The following is a 22308-nucleotide window of genomic DNA, read 5'->3' as shown; positions in this document are numbered from 1 at the left end:
CTGCCCTTTTCAAACCTCATCCAGTGCTACTTAAAACAAAAAATTAATGATTTGGATATCTCATCAGCCATAAGCCCAGAGCCTTCTTTTTATAATTCATTCCTCGCTTATAAAAGAAAACACTTACTCCCAGAACGCCAAAAGCGAGATAGACCAGAGTGTCCCCAGCCCAAATCCCGGTAATCAACAGAATTGCAGCCAGCACCAAGATCCCTATTGCATTGAATACATAATTTGAACCCTTATTATCAATTTCACTGTATTTTAAGAGAAATTCTTGCTCGGACATGCTTTTGATTTCTTGTTCACTCAACATCAGCATAAGCTCCTCTTATGTTTTTTAACGGCTAACAATCTTATCCATTTATAATAGAAGCAAGAATAGACGCCAATAATAAAATACAGACAGGACTTGCAGTAAAAAATATATGCAAATGGCAAAGCAACTCGCATCGGCCGGGTCTCGTCGTGTCAAAATAGAATCATTATTTATGACCTAAATCTGATAAGATTAGCCCGAGCAAAATTTGCGATAGGAATGACGATGCGTACATATTTAGACCTTTTACAACATATCCTCGACAATGGCGGCGACAAAGGTGACCGTACAGGAACAGGGACACGTTCAGTATTCGGTCATCAGATGCGCTTTGATCTTTCCAAAGGTTTTCCCTTATTGACCACCAAAAAAGTACATTTTCGTTCCATCGTGATCGAGTTGCTCTGGTTCCTCAAGGGCGATACCAACGTTCAATATCTAAAAGACAATAAAGTCACGATCTGGGATGAATGGGCTACGGCAGAACAAACCGCACGTTTTGGTCGTCCAGAAGGCGAACTGGGGCCGGTCTATGGTCACCAATGGCGTAACTTTGGCGCAACCCAAAATGCAGATGGCAGCTATCAGCAAGATGGCTTTGACCAGATCAAATGGCTGGTCAATGAGATCAAGACCAATCCAAACTCGCGTCGTTTGATCGTGTCTGGCTGGAACCCGAATGAAGCCGGCCAGGTTGCTTTGCCACCTTGCCATACCCTGTTCCAGTTCTTCGTACATGATAACAAGTTATCCTGCCAGCTATACCAACGCAGTGCCGATGTCTTTTTAGGGGTTCCCTTCAATATTGCCAGCTATGCCCTGCTGACCCATATGATTGCGCAAGTCTGCGGTTTAGGGGTCGGCGACTTTGTCTGGACCGGTGGGGATACCCATCTCTATGCCAATCATTTTGAGCAGGCAAAATTACAGCTCACCCGAGAGCCGTTACCCTTATGTCAATTAAGGCTGAATCCTGAGATCACCGATATTTTCGACTTTAAATTTGAAGATATTGAAATTGTGGGCTATGAATCACATCCAGCCATTAAAGCCCCTGTCGCCGTTTAACGACTGAAGAGAAAATATAGCAATGACATGGCAAAATACTGAAATTGTTCACGTAGTGGCGATGGATAAACATCACTGTATCGGCAAAGGCAATGCTTTACCTTGGCATATCTCGGCCGACCTGAAACACTTTAAAGCCATTACCCAGGGCGGTGTTGTGATCATGGGGCGTAAAACCCTTGAATCTATGGGCCGGGCCCTTCCCAACCGGGTCAACTGGGTGATTACCCGTGATCCGGCCTGGCAGTTTGACGGGGTCAAGGTCGCGCATAGTATCGAAGAGGCTTTAAACGGCGCACTTACAGATGCACAACAGGCTGAAAAAACGTCTTTATTTATTATTGGAGGCGGAGAGATTTTTAAGCAAACCCTGACCATCGCCGATCGTCTTGAGTTAACCCATGTAGAGCTTGATGTTCAAGGTGATGCACATTATCCAGAAATTCCTGAGGGTTTTCGTAAAATCAGCTTAGAACCGCATACCGATGAGAAAACCGGTATCGCTTTTGAGTTTGCAACCTACCAAAAATAATAATGGATCGCACGGGCCATGCATAATATAGGATCACGAGAGTTTTTTATTGCTTTAGGGACTGGACTGTTACACGGTCTATTTACCTTATTCGTGGTTCTTTCCAGTGTCTGGCTCTGTCTTGCATTGTGGATTCAGCAACCGCTCGGCAGCGTGTTGAGCCGGGTCACCATTGTACTGTGGAGCCTGTTTGCGCTGAGTTTGCTGGGTGTATATTTCAGTGGTCACCTCATCAGCCGGCGTACTGATATTGTTATTTATTGCGTTGCCTTTGCCTGTTCACTGTTTTGGTATTTTTCTCTGGAAGCCCGACAGGATCGTGACTGGAATCCGGAAGTTGCCGAACAGCTCAGTTACACCAGACAAGGTGATCTGGTCACCTTACATAAAGTCCGTAACTTTGACTGGCATAGCGATGGAACCTATGACGTACGCTGGGAAGACCGTACTATTGATCTGAACAAGATCACCGGCCTCAATGTGATTACCTCCTACTGGATGGGCCCCCAGATTGCCCATACACTGGTCAGTTTTGATTTTGCCGATCAAAAGCCTTTGGTGTTTTCGATTGAAATCCGCAAAGAAAAAGGCGAAGACTTTTCTGCCATTGGCGGTTTTTTCCGTAAATACGAGCTCAGCCTGGTTGCTTCTGACGAAAAAGATATTGTCTATACCCGCAGCAATATCCGTCACGAACAGGTTTACCTGTTTCCTGTGAAAATGCCGGCCGCAGAGCGCAAAGCCTTGTTTATCGAATACCTGCATAAAGCCGATGATCTAAGAGCCCAAGCCCGATGGTATAACACCCTGACCAGTAACTGTACAACCCTGGTATTTGATATGGTGCAGGCCATCAATCCGAAAAAGTTACCGAAAGACTACCGCTTACTGGCTTCAGGATATTTACCCAACTACCTATACGACTTAAAGGCACTTAACCCGCATTATAGTGTAAAGGAGTGGTATCGTCTGGCGCATATCAACCCACGTGCCGAACAGTATGCACAGCAGGCCAATCAAAGTAGTGAGTATTTTTCGGAAGTTATTCGCTCAGGCATTCCTAAAACTGAGTGATTTTTCCACTATTTTTATTAAAGTTACCTTAAAACTTACAAATAGATACGTAATATACCGCTCCTATCCATGTTTATTTATTTTAATATTCTGCATAGAAACACAACGATTCGGATTTAAAATCTTATGTTAAAGCCTTTTTTAACAACTTGTACTTTGGCAATTGCTGTAGCAATGACGGGCTGTGCAACTACAGAATCTCTCCAGACTTCACCAAATGCGTCTCAAAAACAAAGCATTGATCTATATAACCGTAACTGGATTGCAACCCACATCAACGGTGTGGAAATCAAGAGCAATGATCTTTCTGGCAAACGTCCTGCCATTCAGTTCGATGCCAAGTCTAAACGTTTCTCTGGTGCAGATGGCTGTAACCAGATTCAGGGTAGCTTTGAAAGCCAGGGCGCGATCTTACGCCTAGGTCCAATTGCTTCAACCATGATGGCATGTATCGGTAAAGAAAATACTGCGCTTTCGCGTCAATATGCCAATGCCTTGGCAAGTACAACCCACTACGAGCTTAAAGGTCATGAGCTTAAGTTCATGGACGCTTCTGGTCAGGTACTGGTGAGCTTCGTGACTGTGATCCAGCCACTTCCATAACTGGAAGCTCATTACAAAGCAAAAGCTCGTTTCAAACACGGGCTTTTACTTTTTCTGCACTTGGTTTAATTTAGTAGCATTCTTAAAATTAAAAATCGGGAAATTTTATGCAACAGGCAATGTTAGGTGGTGGATGTTTTTGGTGTGTGGAAGCCGTATTCCTGCAACTCAAAGGTGTTGAAAAGGTAGTGAGTGGCTATGCAGGCGGGATTACCCAGAATCCGACCTATGAGCAAGTCTGCCAGGGGAATACACAACATGCAGAAGTAGTCCTGATCGATTTTGATGAACAGCAAATCAGCTACACCCAGTTGTTGAACGTCTTCTTTACCACCCATGATCCAACAACGCCCAACCGTCAGGGTAATGATATCGGCACCCAGTACCGTTCTGTGATTTATTACTTCGATGATGAGCAAAAGCAGCAAGCCGAGCAAGTCATTCAAGGGCTGGAAGATGAAGGACTGAATATTGTGACTGAACTCAGCCCGGTACCAACATTCTATCCTGCAGAAGAATATCACCAGAATTTCTTTGCCCGTAACCCGTCACAAGGCTACTGCAACTTTAGCATTCCGCCCAAGCTGTCCAAATTACGCGCCAAGTACCTTGACCTGCTCAAGGATGAATAGGCATAAAAAAAGCAACTCCTCGAGTTGCTTTTTTTATTGCGGGTTTAGCACCTAGTTTTCGCTGACGAATGCAATATCGCTCAAACCGGCTTCACTGGCACGTGACATGACCTGTGCAACCGTATCATATTTTGATTCTTTATCTGCACGTAACTGCACGGTCGGTTTTGTTTCAGCCTGGCCCGCTTCCTGGAAACGCTTTTCCAGTTCATCCAGACTAATGATTTGCGCATCCCAGGCCACTTCGCCCTTGTCATTAATACTGATGGTGATCGCTTTTGGCGGTGGATCAACAATTTCAGCCGTTGTTTTTGGTAAACTTAATGGAATTGATGGGTTAGCAACCGTTGCTGTGACTAAAAAGATAATCATCAATACCAACATAATGTCGATCAGAGGAATGAGGTTCATCTCATTCATGCCACTGTCGTGGTCTTCACCCAATTGAAAGCCCATATTAAGCCTGACCTCCAACTAAACTTTGTTGAGTCGCTTTAGTCTCTGTCTTTACGGTGGTTTCTTGCTGCAACATGGTATCAATCAACAAGCTATGTGCCTGATCTTGCAAATCATGAGCCAGACCACGGTTAAAACGCACACAGATGTTATAAGCCAGTACCGCCGGAATCGCAACGGCAAGGCCAAGACCGGTCATAATCAAGGCCTCACCTACAGGCGTTGCCACCTGAGCCAGACCAGCCTGTCCGCTTTTACCTACCGCCACAAGCGCATGGAAAATCCCCCATACGGTACCGAACAGGCCCACGAACGGAGCAAGTGAAGCAATCGTACCTAATACTGAAACGCCCTTTTCTGCTTGCGATTTCTCGGCAGAGATCTGGCGAAGTAGAGCCTGCTCGGCAACAGCTTTACGCTGTTCAAACGATAAAGGCTGTAACTTTGATTTAAGCGTAGCCAAAGCCTGTACCAGCTGGTTATAAGCCTGCTGTTTTAACTGGCGTGTTCCTAAAAGGCGCAGAATGAAAATAGTCCACGTCGCAATCGACATTGCCAATAGGATGAAATACAGTGTTTTACTTACTGCATCTGCATGTTGCCAATAAACTGAAAAGTTCATATACGAACTCCTGATTTAATCTGTCGCAAGGACTCAAATTTCATTAAGGACTAAGATCAAACGGCTGCTCTGCTCGAATTGGATAAGCAACACCATTTTCCATATACGGTTTAAATTTCGCGCTTTTCACGGCACGTAAAACTTTTTCATCGAGATTTGGCAAGCCACTGCTACGTGTAATCCGTACATTGGTAATCTTGCCTTTCTCATCAGCCTCGATCAGAACCATGACAGACCGTGCCTGGTTATCCAGATCTTTCGCTGTAACAGAGAGTCTCGGTGAGCGGCTCCACTGCACACCGGAACCACCAATTGCGACACGTTTCGGAGATGGATCAGCAGCTGGCTGCGGTTTTGCAACTTCCTGTACAGGCTGCGGTTTTTCCACCACCTTTTCAGTCACGGTCGTGGTTGTCACCACCTTGGTTTCAACTTTCGGTTCGACTTTTGGCTCAACTTTCGGTTCAGTTTTTTGCAGCACCGGTTTTGGCGCTTCTTTGACCTGCTGAACTTTTTCAATCTTCTTCGGCGGAGGTGCCATCGGTTTTTCCACCACCTTCACTTCTTTTACTTCTTTTTTAGGCTCAGGCTTTGGTTTTGGCTTTTCTTTCGGTTTTGGTGGCTCAGGTTTAGGAGGTTCCTTAATTTTTACGAACTTCACCTTAAGCGGTTCTTTTTCGACTGGCTTCAGCTCAATCGTTTTCATCTGGCTAACTGCCCACAGAACTCCTACATGTCCAATCACAACCGCAACTAAGGCAGTGATGATTTTCTTCTTCATCGGGTGTGGCGTGTTGAATGTCGCAGGAGATTGACTCATAAGAATCTAAGTACCTATATAGACGGTGAAGCTTTCAAAAAAGCGATTTCACTCATCGGATAGAACAATGAAAGTGCCGTAATAATAAATGAGAAGTGTTTTCATTTTCAACCGTTTTTTATTGTATATTCGCTAAGCATTGAAAAATAGACATAAAAAAACATGCCTTGCGGCATGTTCCTTATCTATGGCAAACCTCGGTTTTCCTAGAAAACCACGGTCTTGTTGCCATCTACAATAATACGGTCTTCCAGATGCCATTTCACCGCACGTGCCAGCACGTTACGTTCTACATCTTCACCTAATTCACGAAGTTGCTCGACATTATAATCATGGCTGACACGCTCAACATCCTGCTCGATGATCGGCCCCTGATCCAGATCGGCTGTTACATAATGTGCTGTTGCACCAATCAGCTTCACGCCTTTCTCATAGGCTTGCTTATATGGATTTGCACCCACGAAAGCTGGCAGGAATGAATGATGGATATTGATGATCTTCATTTCCCATTGCGATACAAAGTCTTCACTCAAAATCTGCATGTAACGCGCCAGAATCAACAAGTCATTGCCTTGCATCATCTCGTTAATCTGGGCATAGGCTTCTGCCTTATTGTCTTTATTGACCGGTACAACATGGAAAGGGATGCCAAAGTTTTCAACAGCCTCACGCAAATCCGGGTGATTTGAAATCACTTGGGTAATTTCACATGGCAATGAACCACGGGCATGACGCCATAACAGCTCTAACAAGGCATGATCCACCTTGGATACCAGAATACCGACCTTTTTCAACTCGCCAACAAAATTCAATTTCCATTGCATTTCATAGCGTTCTGCCACATTTGCAGCAAAAGTCTGCATCAGGGCTTCTTTGCGGGATGGCAAATTATCAAGTTCAAACTCAACACGCATGAAATAACGCCCGCCCTGAGCTTCTGTTGCGTACTGATCAAGTGCGGTAATGTTTGCTCCCTGATGATACAAAAAGCTCGATACGGCTTGCACGATCCCCGGCTTGTCTTCACAAGTAATCAGTAATCGAGCTGTGTGGGCTGTAGTCGTGTTCATTTGGTTAATATCACTTATTCGAATCAAATTAAAATCAAGCCGGGCATTCTAACCCTTTTTTGTCGCTGACTAAATAGCTAAGGCTCACTCGTCGTCATTTTTAAGGCTAGACAAGCTGGCAAACAGGTCTGACGGGCCCAGTGACTTTAACAGCTGTTCATAGGTTTGACGGCTTTCACCCATCAAATACGGCCCTTCCAGAAACACCATTTGTCGTAATGCCTGCCAGACCCACTTTTCTTCAAGACGGTTGTTATCGCTGATATGCCCGGACATATACAGGAAGTTGGTCCAGTTGGTCAGTACAATCCACAGGTTGATAATCAGGGCTTCGATTTCAGAATCCGTCATTTTCATCAGACCAGCATCCACAAAGGCACGATAGATCTTTTGCCCCTGCTGCATCACCTGCCCGGCAAAACGCGGATAGATCTTTCTAAAGTCTTCATTATTTTCGACCAGATGATAGACATCACGGTGAATAAAGCGATAAGCCCATAACTGGTTGCTGAGTACCTGAAAATAACTGATCTTGTCATTGGCATTCAATGGACGGTCTGACGGCAGCGCTAACATTTCCAGGGTTTCTGCCTGATATTGCTGTGCCAGTTCCTTGATGATTTCCTGCTTGTTGCGGAAATGGTAATACAGGTTGCCCGGGCTAATCCCCAGTTCAGCCGCAATATGATTGGTGGTAACCGAACGTTCTCCACGCTCATTAAACAACTGCAAACTGATTTGCAAAATTCGATCTTTCGTTTTGTTCGGTTTAGCGTGTGACATTGAGTTTAACCATCTATAACATTATCAACAGGTTATAAAACAAACCTATAAAGCGACTTGACACTTTAGAGTATTTACTCTAAAAATTAAAAAATAATAAGCTTTTTCTTGGTCCACGCCTATGAACAGTCAAACAAAAACAACCGCCATGACACCTCATGTTGATGTGCAACGGCTTCATGATTTGCTCGAGCAGCAAAAAGCAGCTTACCAACGTCATCCTGTGCCAAGCGCCAAAGAACGGATTGAACGCTTAGCCCGACTTAAAAACATCTTGGTAAAATATCAAGATCAATTTGCTAACGCAATTAATCAAGACTATGGCAACCGCGCCATTATGGAAACCAAGATCGGCGAAGTCCTGACTTGTCTGGAACATATCAAATACTACAGCAAGAACCTGACGGAATGGATGAAACCCTCCAGACGCCATATCAGCATGTTACACCAACCGGCAAAGGGTTGGGTAGAATATCAGCCCTTGGGTGTAATCGGCATTATCGCGCCGTGGAACTATCCTTTGCTGCTTTCAATTGGCCCCTTGATCTGTGCGCTGGCAGCAGGTAACCACGCCATGATCAAAATCTCGAGTGCCTCATCAAACTTTGGATATGTGCTTGAAAATGCACTGTCAGAAGCATTCCCGCAAGAACTGGTGGCTGTGGTCAATGGCGGTGGTGTGATTTCAGATGCATTTAGCCATCTGGCATTTGACAAAATGATTTTCACAGGCTCAACCGCTGTAGGTAAAACGGTCATGGCAGCTGCAGCTGAAAATCTGGTCCCCGTGATTTTAGAACTCGGTGGCAAATCACCGGCACTGGTACATTCTGCGATGAATATCCGTGATGTGGCACAGCGCATTGCAGTCGGTAAACTCTGGAATGCGGGTCAGACCTGTGTTGCGCCTGATTATATGTTCCTGCCTAAAGGCAAGACGGCCGAGTTCACTCAGCACTATAATGACTTTGTGACCACCATGTACCCGACATTACGGGATAACAAAGACTATACCTCCATCATTAATGACAAGCAGTACAACCGCCTGCAAGGCTATCTGGAAGATGCCCGTGATCAGGGCGCACATATTATTGAGCTCAATGCCAAGAATGAGTCACTCACTGAAGTCCGTAAAATTGCGCCAACCTTGTTAACAGGTGTGACCACAAACATGGACATTATGCAGAATGAGATCTTTGGCCCTATTCTGCCTATTCTGGAATACGAGCATATTGATGAGGCCCTTCAGTTCATTAATAGTCGCCCACGTCCACTGGCTTTCTATTACTTCGATACAGATAGCGCGCGCGCAGATTACGTCGCAGGACGCACACATTCAGGGCATTTTGGTATTAACCAGACCCTGACGCATGTGGCGCAGGATGACCTGCCATTTGGCGGCATTGGTGCATCAGGCATGGGCAAGTATCATGGCAAGGAAGGCTTCTTTAGTTTTTCGCATGAACGTTCAATCATGTCCAATCCGGTCAGCCCTAAACTTTATAGTTTAAAATTCATCCTGCCGCCGTATAATAAAGCCACCCATAAATTGCTTTTGAAAACATTATTTCGCTAGAAAGGGGTTGTGGTCGTCGTAAGAAACCACCACTTGGTTAAGGCATGATCTATCACACCAGATCATGTCTTGTTTTTACCAAATTCGCTTGTCTTTTAATCGTATTTTTGGTATAAAACGCCCCTTGAATGATTTCATCCGTTTACTTGAATGGCTAGTGGCACGAAATTGTGCTGTATAAACTAGCAATGGAGTTCACCATGTCTAAGGTTTGCCAAGTTACCGGCAAGCGTCCTATCGTTGGTAACAACGTGTCGCACGCAAACAACAAAACCAAACGCCGGTTCGAGCCGAACCTGCACCACCACCGTTTCTGGTTAGAAAGCGAAAAGCGTTTCGTACGTCTTCGTTTAACCACTAAAGGTATGCGTATTATTGATAAATTGGGTATCGAGAAAGTTGTTGCTGATCTCCGTGCTCAAGGTCAAAAGATCTAAGGAGTCTGAACAATGCGTGATAAGATTCGCCTCGTTTCTACAGCTGGTACAGGTTATTTCTATACCACTACCAAGAACAAACGTACTATGCCGGAAAAAATGGAAATCAAAAAGTTTGATCCAAAAATCCGTCAACACGTGATCTTCAAAGAAGCTAAAATTAAATAATTTTAGTTCTTTAGAAAAAACGGCTTCCTTGGAAGCCTTTTTTTTTGCCTGCAAAAAACGGTATAAATAACAAAACAACGGAATAAATGGCTTACATAATTTTTTTTGATAATTAAAAAAATTATCATCAACAAATTCGATTTTAGTTGTTACAATTTATTCACTGTTTTCTTGGCATGTTTTATGCTCGTTTCTTTCTACCTTAACCGCAACGATTAAGGAGCTCCGATGCCACATGATGTTGATTTAATTATATTACTTGCCGTTGGTTTTGGTATGGCCCTGGTTTTTGGCTATATCGCAGCACGTCTACGCCTGCCGCCGCTGATTGGCTATCTCGTTGCCGGCATTATTATTAGTCCCAATACCCCCGGTGTTGTGGGTGATATCCAGCTTGCCAATCAACTGGCTGAGCTGGGAGTGATGTTCCTCATGTTTGGTGTGGGCATGCATTTCTCCCTGAAAGACCTGCTACAGGTTCGGCGCATTGCCCTTCCCGGGGCGATCTTGCAGATTGCAGTAGCGACCTTGCTCGGCATCGGGGTAACCATGTACTGGGGCTGGAGTTTTGGTTCAGCATTGATCTTTGGCCTCAGCTTATCGTGTGCCAGTACTGTGGTACTGCTTAAAGCGTTGGGAGATCGTGGTCTGCTCGATTCCGTCAATGGAAAAATTGCCGTTGGCTGGCTACTGGTTGAAGATCTGGTCATGGTACTGGCGCTGGTTCTGCTCCCTGCCACAGCAGTATTACTGGGTGGACAGGCCCTGCCGGGTACGGATACGTCCCAAAGCATCTGGCTCACCATTGGCATTACCCTGCTTAAAGTCACCGGCTTTATTGCCTTCATGCTGATTATTGGTAAACGTCTGGTCCCGATGATCATGCAGTTTGTGGCACGTCTGGGTTCCCGAGAGCTCTTTACCCTGACCGTGGTGGCAGCTGCGGTATCCATTGCCTATGGTTCCTATGCAGTATTTGGCGTATCTATGGCGCTGGGCGCTTTCTTTGCCGGGATGGTGGTCAAAGAGTCCGACTTCAGTCACCGTGCTGAAGAAGAGACCCTGCCCTTACGTGAAATCTTCTCGATTTTATTCTTCGTTTCGGTCGGCATGTTATTCGACCCAAGTATCCTGGTCGAAGCTCCCTTAAAGATTTTAGCGGTGGTTGCCATCATTATGGTGGGCAAGACCCTGGCCGCAATGGCATTAGTACTTTTCTTCCGCTATCCAATCAATACTGCTTTAACGGTAGGTGCAAGTCTGGCGCAAATCGGAGAATTCTCCTTTATTCTGGCGACACTCGGTTTGTCACTTGGCTTGCTGACGCCTGATGCCCAGAACCTGATACTGGCAGGCGCATTATTTTCAATTACCCTGAATTCATTTGTGTTCTCGGCGATTGAACCTGTTCAGCGCTGGATACGAGAACGCTCGCATTTGGCCCGCTTACTGGAACGTAGTGGCGACCCGCTGGCAATGCTTCCAGATGAGGTAGATCAGGCTTACCTGCGCGATCAGGTGGTGATTATCGGATATGGTGGTGTTGGTCGCCGTATCAGTGAAAACCTGATGCAACAAAATATCAAAGTGGTGATTGCGGAAGAAAACCGGGAGATCGTAGAAAAATTGCGTGATCGCGGAATTGCAGCGGTCAGCGGTGAAGCCACCGAACCGAATGTACTGATTCAGGCACATATCCAGCATGCCCGCCTGCTGGTGATTTCACCGATGGATATTCTCGACATTCATCGTATCGTGGATATTTCCAAACAGCTTAATCCGGAGATTCAGGTACTGATCTGTGCAGAGAGTAAAGAAGAAGCGGCTGTGATCCGTGAGGAAAATATTGGTGAAGTGTTCTATGCCAAAGAAGAAATGGCCAAGAATATGAGCCATCATATCCTCAATCAGATCGAACTCGCGCATCAGACCGAAGCACATTAAGAAATTTCTCAAAACAAAAAAGCGTACCTCGTGTACGCTTTTTATCTTTCAGGATTAACTAAAATGGGTCGGCTGCTCGTCTACGACTTCTGCCTGCCACTGATTCACCTGCTTTTCCAGCAATCCAAACAAAGCGGCCTGAATCATATGCTGCGCCACGGTTGGCGTCTGGTCGCCCAGAATCGCTTTCACTTCTTCACTAAACTGTATTTTGACCAAAGGCTCATTTTCAGAACCGGCATTGCGCAAAGCAAGCTCACCACCTTCGAGTTGAACCAGTTCAAGAATTGCTTCCTGATTACCAAATAGTTCTTTTAACTGTTGCATTGACATAAATTTTCTCCATGTTTCAACATGGTGGCAAAGTATCGGATACTTTGCGCTCTCACGTCTTATTTATATAAGTACTGATAGACCAGATTTCAAGTCACATTAAAGTTTTGACTTAGAACTCCACCATTTCATTACGAAAACCATCAATTAAGTGACTTAATTCACGATGCCATTCCCGCAAGATTTTGGCATCAGGCAACCAGGCCTGTGGGCTTTGTGTCACCTTGATAATCAGATTGGAAGAAGTTTCATTTTCAGGTTCTGGTGCAGAGGGCTCGGGTGCATACTGGCACATCCGGTAGGCACGTTTTAGTTCTGCAACAAAACCGTCTTTTGCCAGTTGCTGTAATACCTGAATCTCGGGAGAGACCTGACCTTTGTCTGCCATATGTTCTTCAATTGACTTAAAGGTCGGCTGTAAATCATTCAGGCGATAGTAACGCACCAGCTCCTGTAAAAATGCCAGAATTGCGCCATGCAGATGGAAAACAGCAGCTTCACGATAGGCTTGTGCCTGCTGGATATGTTCTGTCTGTTCAGCTTGTTGACATGCAAGACGGGCAAAATACAGTTTTTGGTTGGTACGATCTGCATGATAACGAGCAACACGGGACATAATCTTTTCCTTCAAAATCCTTTCTCTTGGATAGCTTAAGATTAAATGCTTTAATGATAAAATCAATATCTTTTGAGCCAGCCCATGCGTCATATTCAACAAGCCATCCTGAGCTTTATATGCTGTATGGCCATTTCAACCGCTTATAGCTGTGAACCTACTGGTTTGGACTGGGAAAAACTCTATGTCGATTATGATCTCAACCGAGATCAAATGATTGATCAAAATGAATGGACAAAACTCATTGAACTAAAAGATCAACCTGTCTCCTGGCAAAAACAATTTTTCCCGCTCGACCGTAAACGCATAAAGATTTTTAAAGCACTCGATCAGGATCATAATGGCTTAATCGACCAACAAGAAATCACCAATATCTATGGCTATTTCATCAACCCTTGTCAGGGTTGGGGACAAACATGGGGTAAATAAAGCGAAAACAAGTTACTCAATGCCCAGCTCGAGCAGATAAAGTTTTGATTCTCGACAATTACTACATCTTTTAAAGGCAATACCTCAGGATGCCATGAGCGAACTTCCAAGGTTTTCTGACCTTGCACAATTCGCCCGGCATTTTGAGCAACAACCGATAAAGCGGTATATTGCTTTAACATACAGAATTAAGCTTTATCTTCCGCAATTTTCACACGGATGCCATAGCCTTTTACTTTCAAGGTGTTTAAGCCTTTTACCGCTTTAATCGCTTCACGCGGATTTGGCATCTCTACAAATCCAAAGCCTTTCGATTTTCCTGTTTCAGCATCTTTGACCACCACACACGACTCGACTTTGCCATAGGCTTTAAATAAGTCGAGCACTTCTGCTTCGGTCACGCTACGATCTAAATTACGAACTAAAATTTTCATGCTAAAACCTAAAATATGATTCACCAGCAAACTGGCAAATCAAAACAATTGAATCCGGGTAGTTTAATCCAAATCGATGCCAAAACCTAAATTGATTGCACTCGAACGCGAGCGACTGGCTTGCCCATAAGCACGCGGAATATCACGGTGGATTTGAATATCGACCAAATGTTGAGGTAAATCATTGAGAAAATAACTTTCTATTTTACGGCCAAGCTCATCATACTGATCATGTGCCCACAAATTTAAATTCTGTTTCGTCAAAATGAGTTCATTCTCGGCACGGGTCAAGGCCACATACAGCACACGGCGCTCTTCCTCCACATCGTCAAAATCGCCCTGTGCCCGTGCATGCGGATACTGTGTTGGCGAGACATGCGGCACATAACAGACTTTCTGCTCGGCACCTTTCGCCGAATGGATCGTAATCAGCGTCACCAGGTCCTGATCTGGGGTTTTATCAATTTCTGAAACCGAGATTGGATCGAGTACATATTCCTCCAGAAACTCGCCGAGAGAACTGTGTTTACGTGCCAGTTGCTTGACCAGATCAAAATCCTTGACCCGGCGCCCCCAGTCTTTGGTTTTATAGTTATTTTCCAGCTGTTCACTCAGGGCATCCAGCGCCAGCCCAATGCAGGCTTCGACATGTTGCTGCAATACATCCAGCTGCATCAGGATCAGGATGGCTTGCTGAGGTACTTTGCCATGACGCTCCAAACGCTGGCAACGTGCCTCAATGTCAGGCAGTTGAATCAGTTCCTGAGCCAGTTTGCTGGCACCGACATCGCCGACACCATCCCAGAGTGTTAAAAAGCGCATCCAGGCCAGATCATCCTGCGGATTGACACTGACACGGAGCAGACTCAATACATCCTTGACATGCGCCGATTCCAGCAATTTCACCCCGCCAATAAAACGGTAGGGAATATTGGCAGCAATCAGGGCGCCTTCCAGATAACGCCCACTAAAACCTGAACGTAACAGCACCATATGCTCCGCCCACGCCGCGCCTTGCATATGCCGGCGATTTAAATCCTGAATAATCCAGTTCGCTTCTTCAAACTCATTGCTCAGGATATGCAACTGAGGCTTTAGGCCCTTACCGCGATAGGCTTGCAGATGTTTGTCATACTCAATCGGACTTTGCGCCAGTAACCAGTTGGATAAATCCAGAATCCCCTGCGTGGAACGATAGTTCATTTCCAGCGTCAGCACTTGCGCATCAGGAACACGCTCTTTGAAATGATGAATATTTTCAAAATCCGCGCCGCGGAAGCCATAAATCGATTGTGCATCATCACCGACACAAAACAGTTTGACCTTGCCGACCAAGGGTTGCAGCAACGCCCATTGCAACGGATTGGTGTCCTGCATTTCATCAACCAGCAGCGCTGAACAGAAACCCGTGACCCATTGCACCAGTTCGGGTGAGTTTTGCAAATGCACAGCCACAATCGACAGGATGTCATCATAGTCGAGAAAATTGCGCTCTTGCTTACGCTGTTCATAGGCTTGCATCAGCTCTGCAATTTGCGCCTTGTACTCAACTGCTTGCGGTAACTGCTGCAATAAAGCATCTGAAAGTTTGGTCTTGGTATTACGGGCATAAGAATACAGATCACATAACTCAGCCGCTTTGGGCAACACATTGCCTTTATCCTTGCCACGCAATAAACGGAACATCAGCAACTGGTCATCACGGTCAATAATGCTGAACTGGATCAGGCCAAAGGCGCGCGGATTACGACGTAACAAATACATGCAAAAGGTGTGAAAGGTCGAAGCACGCAAGCCCTTGGCCTGTGCCCCCATATGCTGCTCGACACGGGTCACGATTTCGCTTGCAGCCCGACGGGTAAAGGTCAGGATCTGGATCTGCTGCGCAGGCAAGCCCTGATCAATTAAATATGCCGATCTCGCCACAATGGTTTTGGTTTTACCACATCCGGCCCCTGCCAGAACCAGACAGTTTTGTGCAGTCGTGGTGGCAGCCTGTTTCTGTTGCGGATTCAGTTCATCAATTAGCTTGGCAAGCGTCATACAATCGGTCAGTTAAAAACGAATCGATATTTTAACAGACTAAAGCCATGTAAATGTTTCTTGCAACAAAACAAAAAGAGCATGCCCTGCGCATGCTCAAAAATTTTAACATGGTCAATTAAACCGTGGTTGAGCTATGCGGCAATTGCTTGATTGCGCCTGCAAAACTCAGATAGTTAATGCCCTGGAATAAAATATCGATTGCCAGGAACATGCCCAGTACCCAAAATGGTGAATCAGGCGATGACAGGATCAGAATCCCGGTAAGCAGGGTTAATATGCCAGAGAACAGCACCCAGCCCCAGCCTGAAACCGGTCGCAGGATAAATGCATTCACGGTACGGATAATGCCCGCAATGATCAGGGCAATGGCCAGAAAACTGGTGAGCACCACCGCAGTGATGACCGGTGTGGTAAAGGCAAAATAACCCGCCACCAGATACAGCACACCGAATAAGGCCCACAGCCAGCGCGTACCGCCTTTAAACACGGTAAATGCAGCAATAAAATGCAAAACGCCGCCCAGCATCATCAAGACGCCAAATAAAAGTACGGCAGACAAGGTGGCGAATGGTAGCGCAGCTAAAAGAACCAAGCCAAAAATAACCAGTAACACGCCTAATAGCAGATACCATTTACGATCAGCATGGAGCTGATTGCGAATCAGGTCATTACCCACTGTTTTCATCATTATTTACTCTTTTATCTTCAATGTTATATGGCTATATTGAGCCTATTTACTGCCCAATTCTGTATAAGGCATGTTGAAAATTAATGACGGAATGTCAGAAAAATTGTGTTTTATATGCGCTTTTGCTGCTTCTATTTTAAGTTATGGATAAATCCGGACTTATCCACAGATTACTTGACCCATCCCACTTCTGTAGCCGTTAAAACACCGATCATGGTTTCATTCAGGTCATTTGGCATTTTACTCTGCACTGCTGAAAGAGGGATGCGCCCTCCCATGATCTCTGCCTGTATTTGTGGATACAGAGGCTGCCGATCTGCTTGTGCATAGCCAGCCGGAAAAATCGGTTCGCCATTACTCAAATTATATTTGTCGGTTGCGCCAAAACCATGCAGTAATTCATGTACCAGCACTACATTGTTTTGTGCCGCCTGTTTGGGTGAAGCAAATAGATTGACCGAACCAATCCGTCCTCGCTCCAGTGCGGTTGAATGCTTCAGCTCCCTGCGCTGCTTCGGATCATAATAATTCAGATATAGCGTCAAACTTGGCGAACCATCTTTTGACTGATGCTGCTGCCATGCATAAAACCTGAACTTCAGGCTCCATACAATATTATTCAAGATACTCGGCTGTTCAGCCATCTTCGGGGGTGTTTGTTGCAGTTCCCGCCCAATCTGAATTATGAAGTAGCTGCTTTGCCCACGATACTGCTGGCTATTTTTTTCCAGATAGTGCTTGACCTCGGCAAAGTCATCTTGCTGTAACTGCTGAATATACTGTTGTGTGCTGGCTCGGCCATCGGCATTGATCGGATGCAATAAAATATGAACCGGCCGGTTCCAGTCCTGATTCTGATCACGATAGGCATTTATGGCGACCACCAGCAATATGGCCAGCAAGATCGCAACCCGGATATTTTTCCACATCCTATTTCCCCAAGACGTTAAAATTAGACTCATAGTTAATTAAGGTATGATGCTTCGACAAAATAGGTACAATACTTTAATAACATTATAATTTTTATGGTTTTATTATGGCATTAATTTAGAAACTTTTATCATCTGGCCATTAACTGAAAACTCAATCCATCCATTATGAATTGAGTTTATTGCATCTTCATAATTATGAAGATTAAAATCCGATTTCTGCAGAATTTCGATAATATGTTTTATCTCAGCCCACCCCTCCATATTACTATGCTGATTAATTGCCTTCTGCACAAACTTAACAAAAGTACTGAAACTACGTTTCCTTAAATACATCTGACTGCCTTTCATTTTTATTTCAAATAAATTCAAGGCATTTATTAAACTTGATAGTTTATCATGATGATAGTTTCTAGTGTCAAAATCAGGCTTTACATTTGTGATATAGCTACCCACCAATCCAAGGTAGGCCCAACCACTGTCATCAGCATTCTCTTTCACAGCCTTATAAATCAAATTAAGCGTATATTTATCTAACTCTAGTGGCGATCGCTCCGTCTTTATTTCTTTCTCATCATTTTTCTTTATAGTATGTTGTTTTATCTCTTCCTCTTCAGAAAGATTTTCAACAAAAATAAATTTATCACATGCTTTTTTAAAAGACTCTGGTGTTTTTTTCCGCCCAAAACCATAAACAGTTAAACCACTTTCTCTAATCCTCGAGGCTAATGGCGTAAAATCGCTATCACTAGAAACGATACAAAAACCATCTAATGCCCCACCATATAATAAATCCATTGCATCAATAATGAGAATCATATCTGTAGCATCTTTACCAGTTGTATAGGCAAATTGCTGTACTGGTGTTATGGCATGAGGTAACAATACATCACGCCATTTTTTTAATGTATCACTACTCCAATCACCATACACTCTTTTTACACTTGCAATACCATATTTTGCAACTTCCTCTAGAACTGACTCTATTGAGTTTACAGAAGAGTTATCCGCATCAATAAGTACTGCAAGTTTTTTAGGTCTTAAATCCATTTATTCAACCCGTGGTTAAAAATCTTTTAACCGTCTACCCATTTCCCATCCTGATATACCAGACTCCATTTGGTCTGCTTGCCTTCAGCCGTTTCAGAACCCACATACTGTGACTGGTTTTTACGGCTGAATTTCACCACGGTTGGGTTGCCTTCAGGATCAACATCTGGCGCTTGCAGCAGGAATTGATACTTCGGATCAAGCTGTTCCGCCACACTACGCAATTCGGCTACTTTCGGTGCACGTGTTTCACGGATTTTCGGGAACTTGCTGGCTGCCAGGAATAGACCTGCCGCACCGTCACGTAACACAAAGAAATCATCGTGTTTGGTTGAACGGATATGTTCCATCTTGATTGGGTCAACCCGTGGTGGCGCAGGCTGGCCATTTTTCAAGACCTTGCGGGTATTGTCACAGCTTGAGCAGGCAAAGTACGGGCCAAAACGCCCCGTTTTCAACTGCATTTCGCCATCACATTTATCACATGGAATGGTTGGCCCGTCATAGCCCTTGATCTTGAATTCGCCTTCTTCGACTTCGTAACCGTCACAATCCGGATTATTACCACAGACATGCAGTTTACGGCCGCCATCGACCACATAGCTGTCCATCGCCGTACCGCATTTAGGGCAACGATGTTTTGACATCAGGTCAGCCGTTTCAGCACCATCATCATCCGACAACGCTGCCAGAGATTCGACTGGAGTTAAATTCAGTGTACCCTTACAGCGCTCTTTCGGTGGCAGGTTATAGCCTGAACAGCCCAGGAATACACCAGTGGTTCCGGTACGTACCTGCATGGGGCGTGAACATTCAGGGCATTGCACATCAGGCACTTCAACCGGCTGGTTACGGCGCATGCCGCTTTCGCCCTGGGCATTGGTCAAACGCTTTTTAAAGTCACCGTAGAAAGTGTCTAATAGCTCTTTCCAGTTACGCTCGCCTGTTGCTACACGGTCAAGCTGACCTTCCAGATCTGCGGTGAAGGCATAGTTCATCAGGTTGTTAAAGCTTTCATCGAGACGATCGGTCACGATCTCGCCCATCTTCTCGGCAAAGAGACGACGGTTTTCCAGCTTCACATAACCACGTTCCTGGATAGTTGAAATAATCGCAGCATAGGTCGATGGACGGCCAATGCCTTTTTTCTCAAGTTCTTTCACCAAAGAGGCTTCGGTAAAACGTGCCGGTGGTTTGGTAAAATGCTGGCTTGGATCAAGTTTTTCCAACTTGAGCACTTCACCCACTTTTACTGCTGGCAGCAACACATCATCATCGGATTTGTTGGCACCGCGCACACGGGTAAAACCGTCAAACACTAAAGTACGGCCTTTGGCCTTTAACTCGACATTTGCGGCTTCAACTGTCAAGGTCGAAGACAAATATTCTGCTGGTGTCATCTGACACGCCACAAACTGGCGCCAGATCAAATCATATAAACGCTGGGCATCACGTTCGATACCTGCCAGCTTGTCACCGGTCAGTCCGACATCAGACGGGCGAATCGCTTCATGGGCTTCTTGCGCGCCTGCTTTATTGCCATAGCGGTTCGGTTTGGCCGGTAAATACTTATCTCCAAAATTCTGCTGGATATGCTGACGTACCATATTCACGGCATCATCGCTCAGGAAGGTGGAGTCGGTACGCATGTAGGTAATAAAACCGCCTTCATACAAACGCTGCGCCAGCATCATGGTTTTCTTCACAGAGAAACCCAGACGGGTACTTGCCGCCTGCTGCAGGGTTGAAGTGATATAAGGGGCACTAGGATTTACCTTGGTCGGTTTATCTTCGCGTAATGCCACTTTATATTCGGCATCTTTTAAGACATTAAGCAAGGCATCTGTTTCTACTTTATTCTTGAGCTTAAGTGTCTTACCGGCCTGTTTCACCGCTTCCAGACGGATGTCATCTTTTTTCGACAAGGTATCTGCAAACACCTGCCAGTATTCTTCCGGGATAAAGGCACGGATTTCACGTTCACGCTCGACCACCAGCTTGACCGCAACCGATTGTACACGGCCTGCCGACAAGCCACGGGCAATCTTTTCCCATAGCAATGGCGACACCATAAAGCCCACCACACGGTCAAGGAAACGACGTGCCTGTTGTGCATTGACACGGTTCAGATCGAGGCGTGTTGGCTGTTTAAAGGCTTCCTGAATGGCATTTTTGGTAATCTCGTTAAAGACCACACGATGGTAACGGCTGTCATCGCCGCCAATCACTTCTCTTAAATGCCAGGCAATGGCTTCCCCTTCTCTATCCAAATCCGTTGCGAGATAGATGGCATCGGCATCCTTAGCGAGTTTTTTCAGTTCGGCAACCACATGTTCTTTGCCTGGCAGCACTTCATAATGGGCAATCCAGTCATGTTCAGGGTCTACTCCCATACGGTTGATGAGAGCCGTCTGTGCTTTTTCCGCCTTTTGCTGCTCGGTCAGTTTGACACGCGTTGCCGGCTTCTTTTCAGCCGATTTCGCCCCGCCACCTGTGGGTAAATCACGGACATGACCGACCGACGACTTCACCACAAACTGTGAACCTAGATATTTATTAATTGTTTTCGCTTTTGCAGGCGACTCCACAATCACTAAGGCACGTTTCTTTGCAGCAGATGCGGAAGCTGCTGTGCTTTCTGAAGCAGAGCGTGGAGTTTTCGCCATAATAAATCGTTTTTCCTTTGTTCAATCAATAAATTAGCGTTGAGCCAATTCATGTAGGTAAGTTTTTATCTGTTCAAGCTGTGTGGCTTTTAAGTCAGTTTCTTCATCCCAATACAGGCCAACACAGTTTGCCTGCATATCAATAGCATAAACTCCTTTTAATGCAATGGTTAAATCATTAAATTTCTGATCACCCTGCACTACCTGAAGCTTGCCATCGACCACCCTTGCACGCATTAGCGGCAAACGGGCATCTGGAATCAGGACACTGTAATAAGCCACCATACTGGCACGCTTTTCCGATGCCATTGGAATTTTTGTCCATTCGGGTGCCGCGATCAAGCGTGGATGTAGTCCCATTTTTCGTGCCTGGTCACGCATCATGCCCAATGCCTTTTCTCGCGGACTGACACGTAAGCCAAAAATCGAGCCCAGTACGAACAGTACAATCGCAACTGTGATCCAAATTCCAATATTACTCATAAAGTTGCCCAAAACGTCCTTTTATTAGCGTTACATAACTTGAATCCAAAAGGCAAGTTACAACGTAAAAAATAATCTTGTATTCAACTCAAGCCTTTTAAGTCTCCCTTTTTTAGGAGGTCAGCAGCCTAAAACGTACAATGCATTTAACACGACGACTTTATTCGGTCAGGGTTAATTTTCCGAATTGGTCAAGATGTGCATCGCCCCAATTTTTCAATGCAACAATAATCTGTTCCAGACTACGGCCTAAATCCGTTAAACAATATTCAACTTTTGGAGGCACCTGAGGATAGACCTCGCGATGTAGAATGCCATCTTGTTCTAATTCGCGTAGCTGATTGGTTAACATTCTCTGTGTAATACTCGGGACACGCTTGCGGATTTCATTAAAGCGCAAGGTACCCTCATTGAATAAATGCCAGAGAATGACACACTTCCATTTACCATCAATCAGACTGATGGCGGCTTCGACGGCACAGCCCGGAGAACAATCAAAACTCGAATGTCGCATTTTTGCCATTTTACAG

General features: G+C 45.1%; 26 protein-coding genes and 1 pseudogene. 10 read left to right on the top strand and 17 right to left on the bottom strand.

Going from position 1 to position 22308, the window contains the following annotated elements:
• Positions 1-43: 43 nt before the first annotated feature.
• Positions 44-316: a hypothetical protein gene (locus OC23_RS11330; RefSeq protein ID WP_038344912.1), complete on the bottom strand. Its 273-nt coding sequence runs from the start codon at positions 314-316 to the stop codon at positions 44-46.
• 228 nt (positions 317-544) lie between these two features.
• On the opposite strand from OC23_RS11330, the gene thyA reads away from it, so the two are divergent.
• The 5 genes from thyA to msrA all read left to right on the top strand — a co-directional run bounded on the left by thyA (position 545) and on the right by msrA (position 4228).
• Positions 545-1387 (top strand): thymidylate synthase, encoded by an 843-nt coding sequence (gene thyA, locus OC23_RS11325; RefSeq protein WP_038344911.1) that lies wholly within the window; start codon positions 545-547, stop codon positions 1385-1387.
• A gap of 22 nt (positions 1388-1409) precedes the next feature.
• Positions 1410-1919, top strand: a complete 510-nt coding sequence (locus tag OC23_RS11320) for a dihydrofolate reductase (protein ID WP_038344910.1) — start codon at positions 1410-1412, stop codon at positions 1917-1919.
• 18 nt (positions 1920-1937) lie between these two features.
• Positions 1938-2993, top strand: a complete 1056-nt coding sequence (locus tag OC23_RS11315) for a DUF4105 domain-containing protein (protein WP_038344909.1) — start codon at positions 1938-1940, stop codon at positions 2991-2993.
• 126 nt (positions 2994-3119) lie between these two features.
• Entirely contained in the window at positions 3120-3596 is a 477-nt protein-coding gene (locus OC23_RS11310; RefSeq protein ID WP_038344908.1) for an META domain-containing protein, read from the top strand.
• A gap of 107 nt (positions 3597-3703) precedes the next feature.
• Positions 3704-4228 carry a peptide-methionine (S)-S-oxide reductase MsrA gene (gene msrA, locus OC23_RS11305; protein ID WP_038344907.1) on the top strand — a complete coding sequence of 175 codons (525 nt, stop codon included), beginning with the start codon at positions 3704-3706 and terminating at the stop codon, positions 4226-4228.
• A gap of 51 nt (positions 4229-4279) precedes the next feature.
• Here the strand turns inward: msrA and OC23_RS11300 are convergent, their stop codons facing one another.
• From OC23_RS11300 to OC23_RS11280, 5 genes are all read right to left on the bottom strand, one after another.
• A complete protein-coding gene (locus tag OC23_RS11300) occupies positions 4280-4684 on the bottom strand; it encodes an ExbD/TolR family protein (protein ID WP_016542445.1) in 405 nt (134 codons plus the stop codon).
• A gap of 1 nt (position 4685) precedes the next feature.
• Positions 4686-5306, bottom strand: coding sequence for a MotA/TolQ/ExbB proton channel family protein (locus tag OC23_RS11295; protein WP_038344906.1), 621 nt, complete (start codon positions 5304-5306; stop codon positions 4686-4688).
• 43 nt (positions 5307-5349) lie between these two features.
• Positions 5350-6126 (bottom strand): energy transducer TonB, encoded by a 777-nt coding sequence (locus OC23_RS11290; RefSeq protein ID WP_038344905.1) that lies wholly within the window; start codon positions 6124-6126, stop codon positions 5350-5352.
• 206 nt (positions 6127-6332) lie between these two features.
• Positions 6333-7196 (bottom strand): formyltetrahydrofolate deformylase, encoded by an 864-nt coding sequence (gene purU, locus OC23_RS11285; RefSeq protein ID WP_038344904.1) that lies wholly within the window; start codon positions 7194-7196, stop codon positions 6333-6335.
• Positions 7197-7280: 84 nt separating this feature from the next.
• Positions 7281-7979 (bottom strand): TetR/AcrR family transcriptional regulator, encoded by a 699-nt coding sequence (locus OC23_RS11280; RefSeq protein ID WP_038344903.1) that lies wholly within the window; start codon positions 7977-7979, stop codon positions 7281-7283.
• A 121-nt stretch (positions 7980-8100) separates the two neighbouring features.
• Here OC23_RS11280 and OC23_RS11275 point away from each other — a divergent pair, with 121 nt between their 5' ends.
• The 4 genes from OC23_RS11275 (at position 8101) to OC23_RS11260 (ending at position 12104) form a co-directional block, all read left to right on the top strand.
• Positions 8101-9555: a coniferyl aldehyde dehydrogenase gene (locus OC23_RS11275; protein ID WP_038344901.1), complete on the top strand. Its 1455-nt coding sequence runs from the start codon at positions 8101-8103 to the stop codon at positions 9553-9555.
• A 200-nt stretch (positions 9556-9755) separates the two neighbouring features.
• On the top strand, positions 9756-9992 hold the full coding sequence (gene rpmB / locus OC23_RS11270; protein ID WP_004649871.1) for a 50S ribosomal protein L28: 237 nt from the start codon (positions 9756-9758) through the stop codon (positions 9990-9992).
• A 12-nt stretch (positions 9993-10004) separates the two neighbouring features.
• Entirely contained in the window at positions 10005-10160 is a 156-nt protein-coding gene (gene rpmG / locus OC23_RS11265; protein ID WP_003654787.1) for a 50S ribosomal protein L33, read from the top strand.
• Between the two features lie 228 nt (positions 10161-10388).
• Positions 10389-12104, top strand: a complete 1716-nt coding sequence (locus tag OC23_RS11260; protein WP_038344900.1) for a cation:proton antiporter — start codon at positions 10389-10391, stop codon at positions 12102-12104.
• A 54-nt stretch (positions 12105-12158) separates the two neighbouring features.
• On the opposite strand, the gene OC23_RS11255 is transcribed toward OC23_RS11260, so the two are convergent.
• Positions 12159-12437 (bottom strand): hypothetical protein, encoded by a 279-nt coding sequence (locus OC23_RS11255; protein ID WP_038344899.1) that lies wholly within the window; start codon positions 12435-12437, stop codon positions 12159-12161.
• Between the two features lie 112 nt (positions 12438-12549).
• Positions 12550-13053 (bottom strand): DUF6586 family protein, encoded by a 504-nt coding sequence (locus OC23_RS11250; RefSeq protein ID WP_005280620.1) that lies wholly within the window; start codon positions 13051-13053, stop codon positions 12550-12552.
• 84 nt (positions 13054-13137) lie between these two features.
• On the opposite strand from OC23_RS11250, the gene OC23_RS11245 reads away from it, so the two are divergent.
• Positions 13138-13482 carry an EF-hand domain-containing protein gene (locus OC23_RS11245; RefSeq protein WP_038344897.1) on the top strand — a complete coding sequence of 115 codons (345 nt, stop codon included), beginning with the start codon at positions 13138-13140 and terminating at the stop codon, positions 13480-13482.
• A 35-nt stretch (positions 13483-13517) separates the two neighbouring features.
• Here the strand turns inward: OC23_RS11245 and OC23_RS18845 are convergent.
• The 9 genes and pseudogenes from OC23_RS18845 to OC23_RS11205 all read right to left on the bottom strand — a co-directional run.
• Positions 13518-13664 (bottom strand): annotated as a pseudogene (locus OC23_RS18845) (ASCH domain-containing protein); the annotation flags it as partial.
• 6 nt (positions 13665-13670) lie between these two features.
• Positions 13671-13916 (bottom strand): RNA recognition motif domain-containing protein, encoded by a 246-nt coding sequence (locus OC23_RS11240; protein ID WP_038344896.1) that lies wholly within the window; start codon positions 13914-13916, stop codon positions 13671-13673.
• A gap of 63 nt (positions 13917-13979) precedes the next feature.
• Positions 13980-15959 carry an ATP-dependent helicase gene (locus OC23_RS11235; protein WP_038344895.1) on the bottom strand — a complete coding sequence of 660 codons (1980 nt, stop codon included), beginning with the start codon at positions 15957-15959 and terminating at the stop codon, positions 13980-13982.
• 118 nt (positions 15960-16077) lie between these two features.
• On the bottom strand, positions 16078-16650 hold the full coding sequence (locus OC23_RS11230; protein ID WP_038344893.1) for an HdeD family acid-resistance protein: 573 nt from the start codon (positions 16648-16650) through the stop codon (positions 16078-16080).
• A 170-nt stretch (positions 16651-16820) separates the two neighbouring features.
• Positions 16821-17579, bottom strand: coding sequence for a hypothetical protein (locus OC23_RS11225; protein ID WP_038344892.1), 759 nt, complete (start codon positions 17577-17579; stop codon positions 16821-16823).
• A gap of 105 nt (positions 17580-17684) precedes the next feature.
• The gene (locus OC23_RS11220) at positions 17685-18629 is read right to left on the bottom strand and encodes an NYN domain-containing protein (RefSeq protein WP_038344891.1); all 945 of its coding nucleotides are present in this window, start codon (positions 18627-18629) and stop codon (positions 17685-17687) included.
• 26 nt (positions 18630-18655) lie between these two features.
• The gene (topA, locus tag OC23_RS11215) at positions 18656-21295 is read right to left on the bottom strand and encodes a type I DNA topoisomerase (protein ID WP_038344890.1); all 2640 of its coding nucleotides are present in this window, start codon (positions 21293-21295) and stop codon (positions 18656-18658) included.
• 33 nt (positions 21296-21328) lie between these two features.
• Positions 21329-21778: a hypothetical protein gene (locus tag OC23_RS11210; RefSeq protein WP_004774271.1), complete on the bottom strand. Its 450-nt coding sequence runs from the start codon at positions 21776-21778 to the stop codon at positions 21329-21331.
• Between the two features lie 160 nt (positions 21779-21938).
• Positions 21939-22301, bottom strand: a complete 363-nt coding sequence (locus OC23_RS11205) for a winged helix-turn-helix transcriptional regulator (RefSeq protein WP_038344889.1) — start codon at positions 22299-22301, stop codon at positions 21939-21941.
• Between the last annotated feature and the right edge of the window lie 7 nt (positions 22302-22308).

It is taken from the genome of Acinetobacter sp. A47, from assembly GCF_000805455.1.
In the GTDB taxonomy this organism is placed as follows: Bacteria; Pseudomonadota; Gammaproteobacteria; order Pseudomonadales; family Moraxellaceae; genus Acinetobacter.
This window is presented reverse-complemented; position numbering and strand designations above follow the sequence as displayed.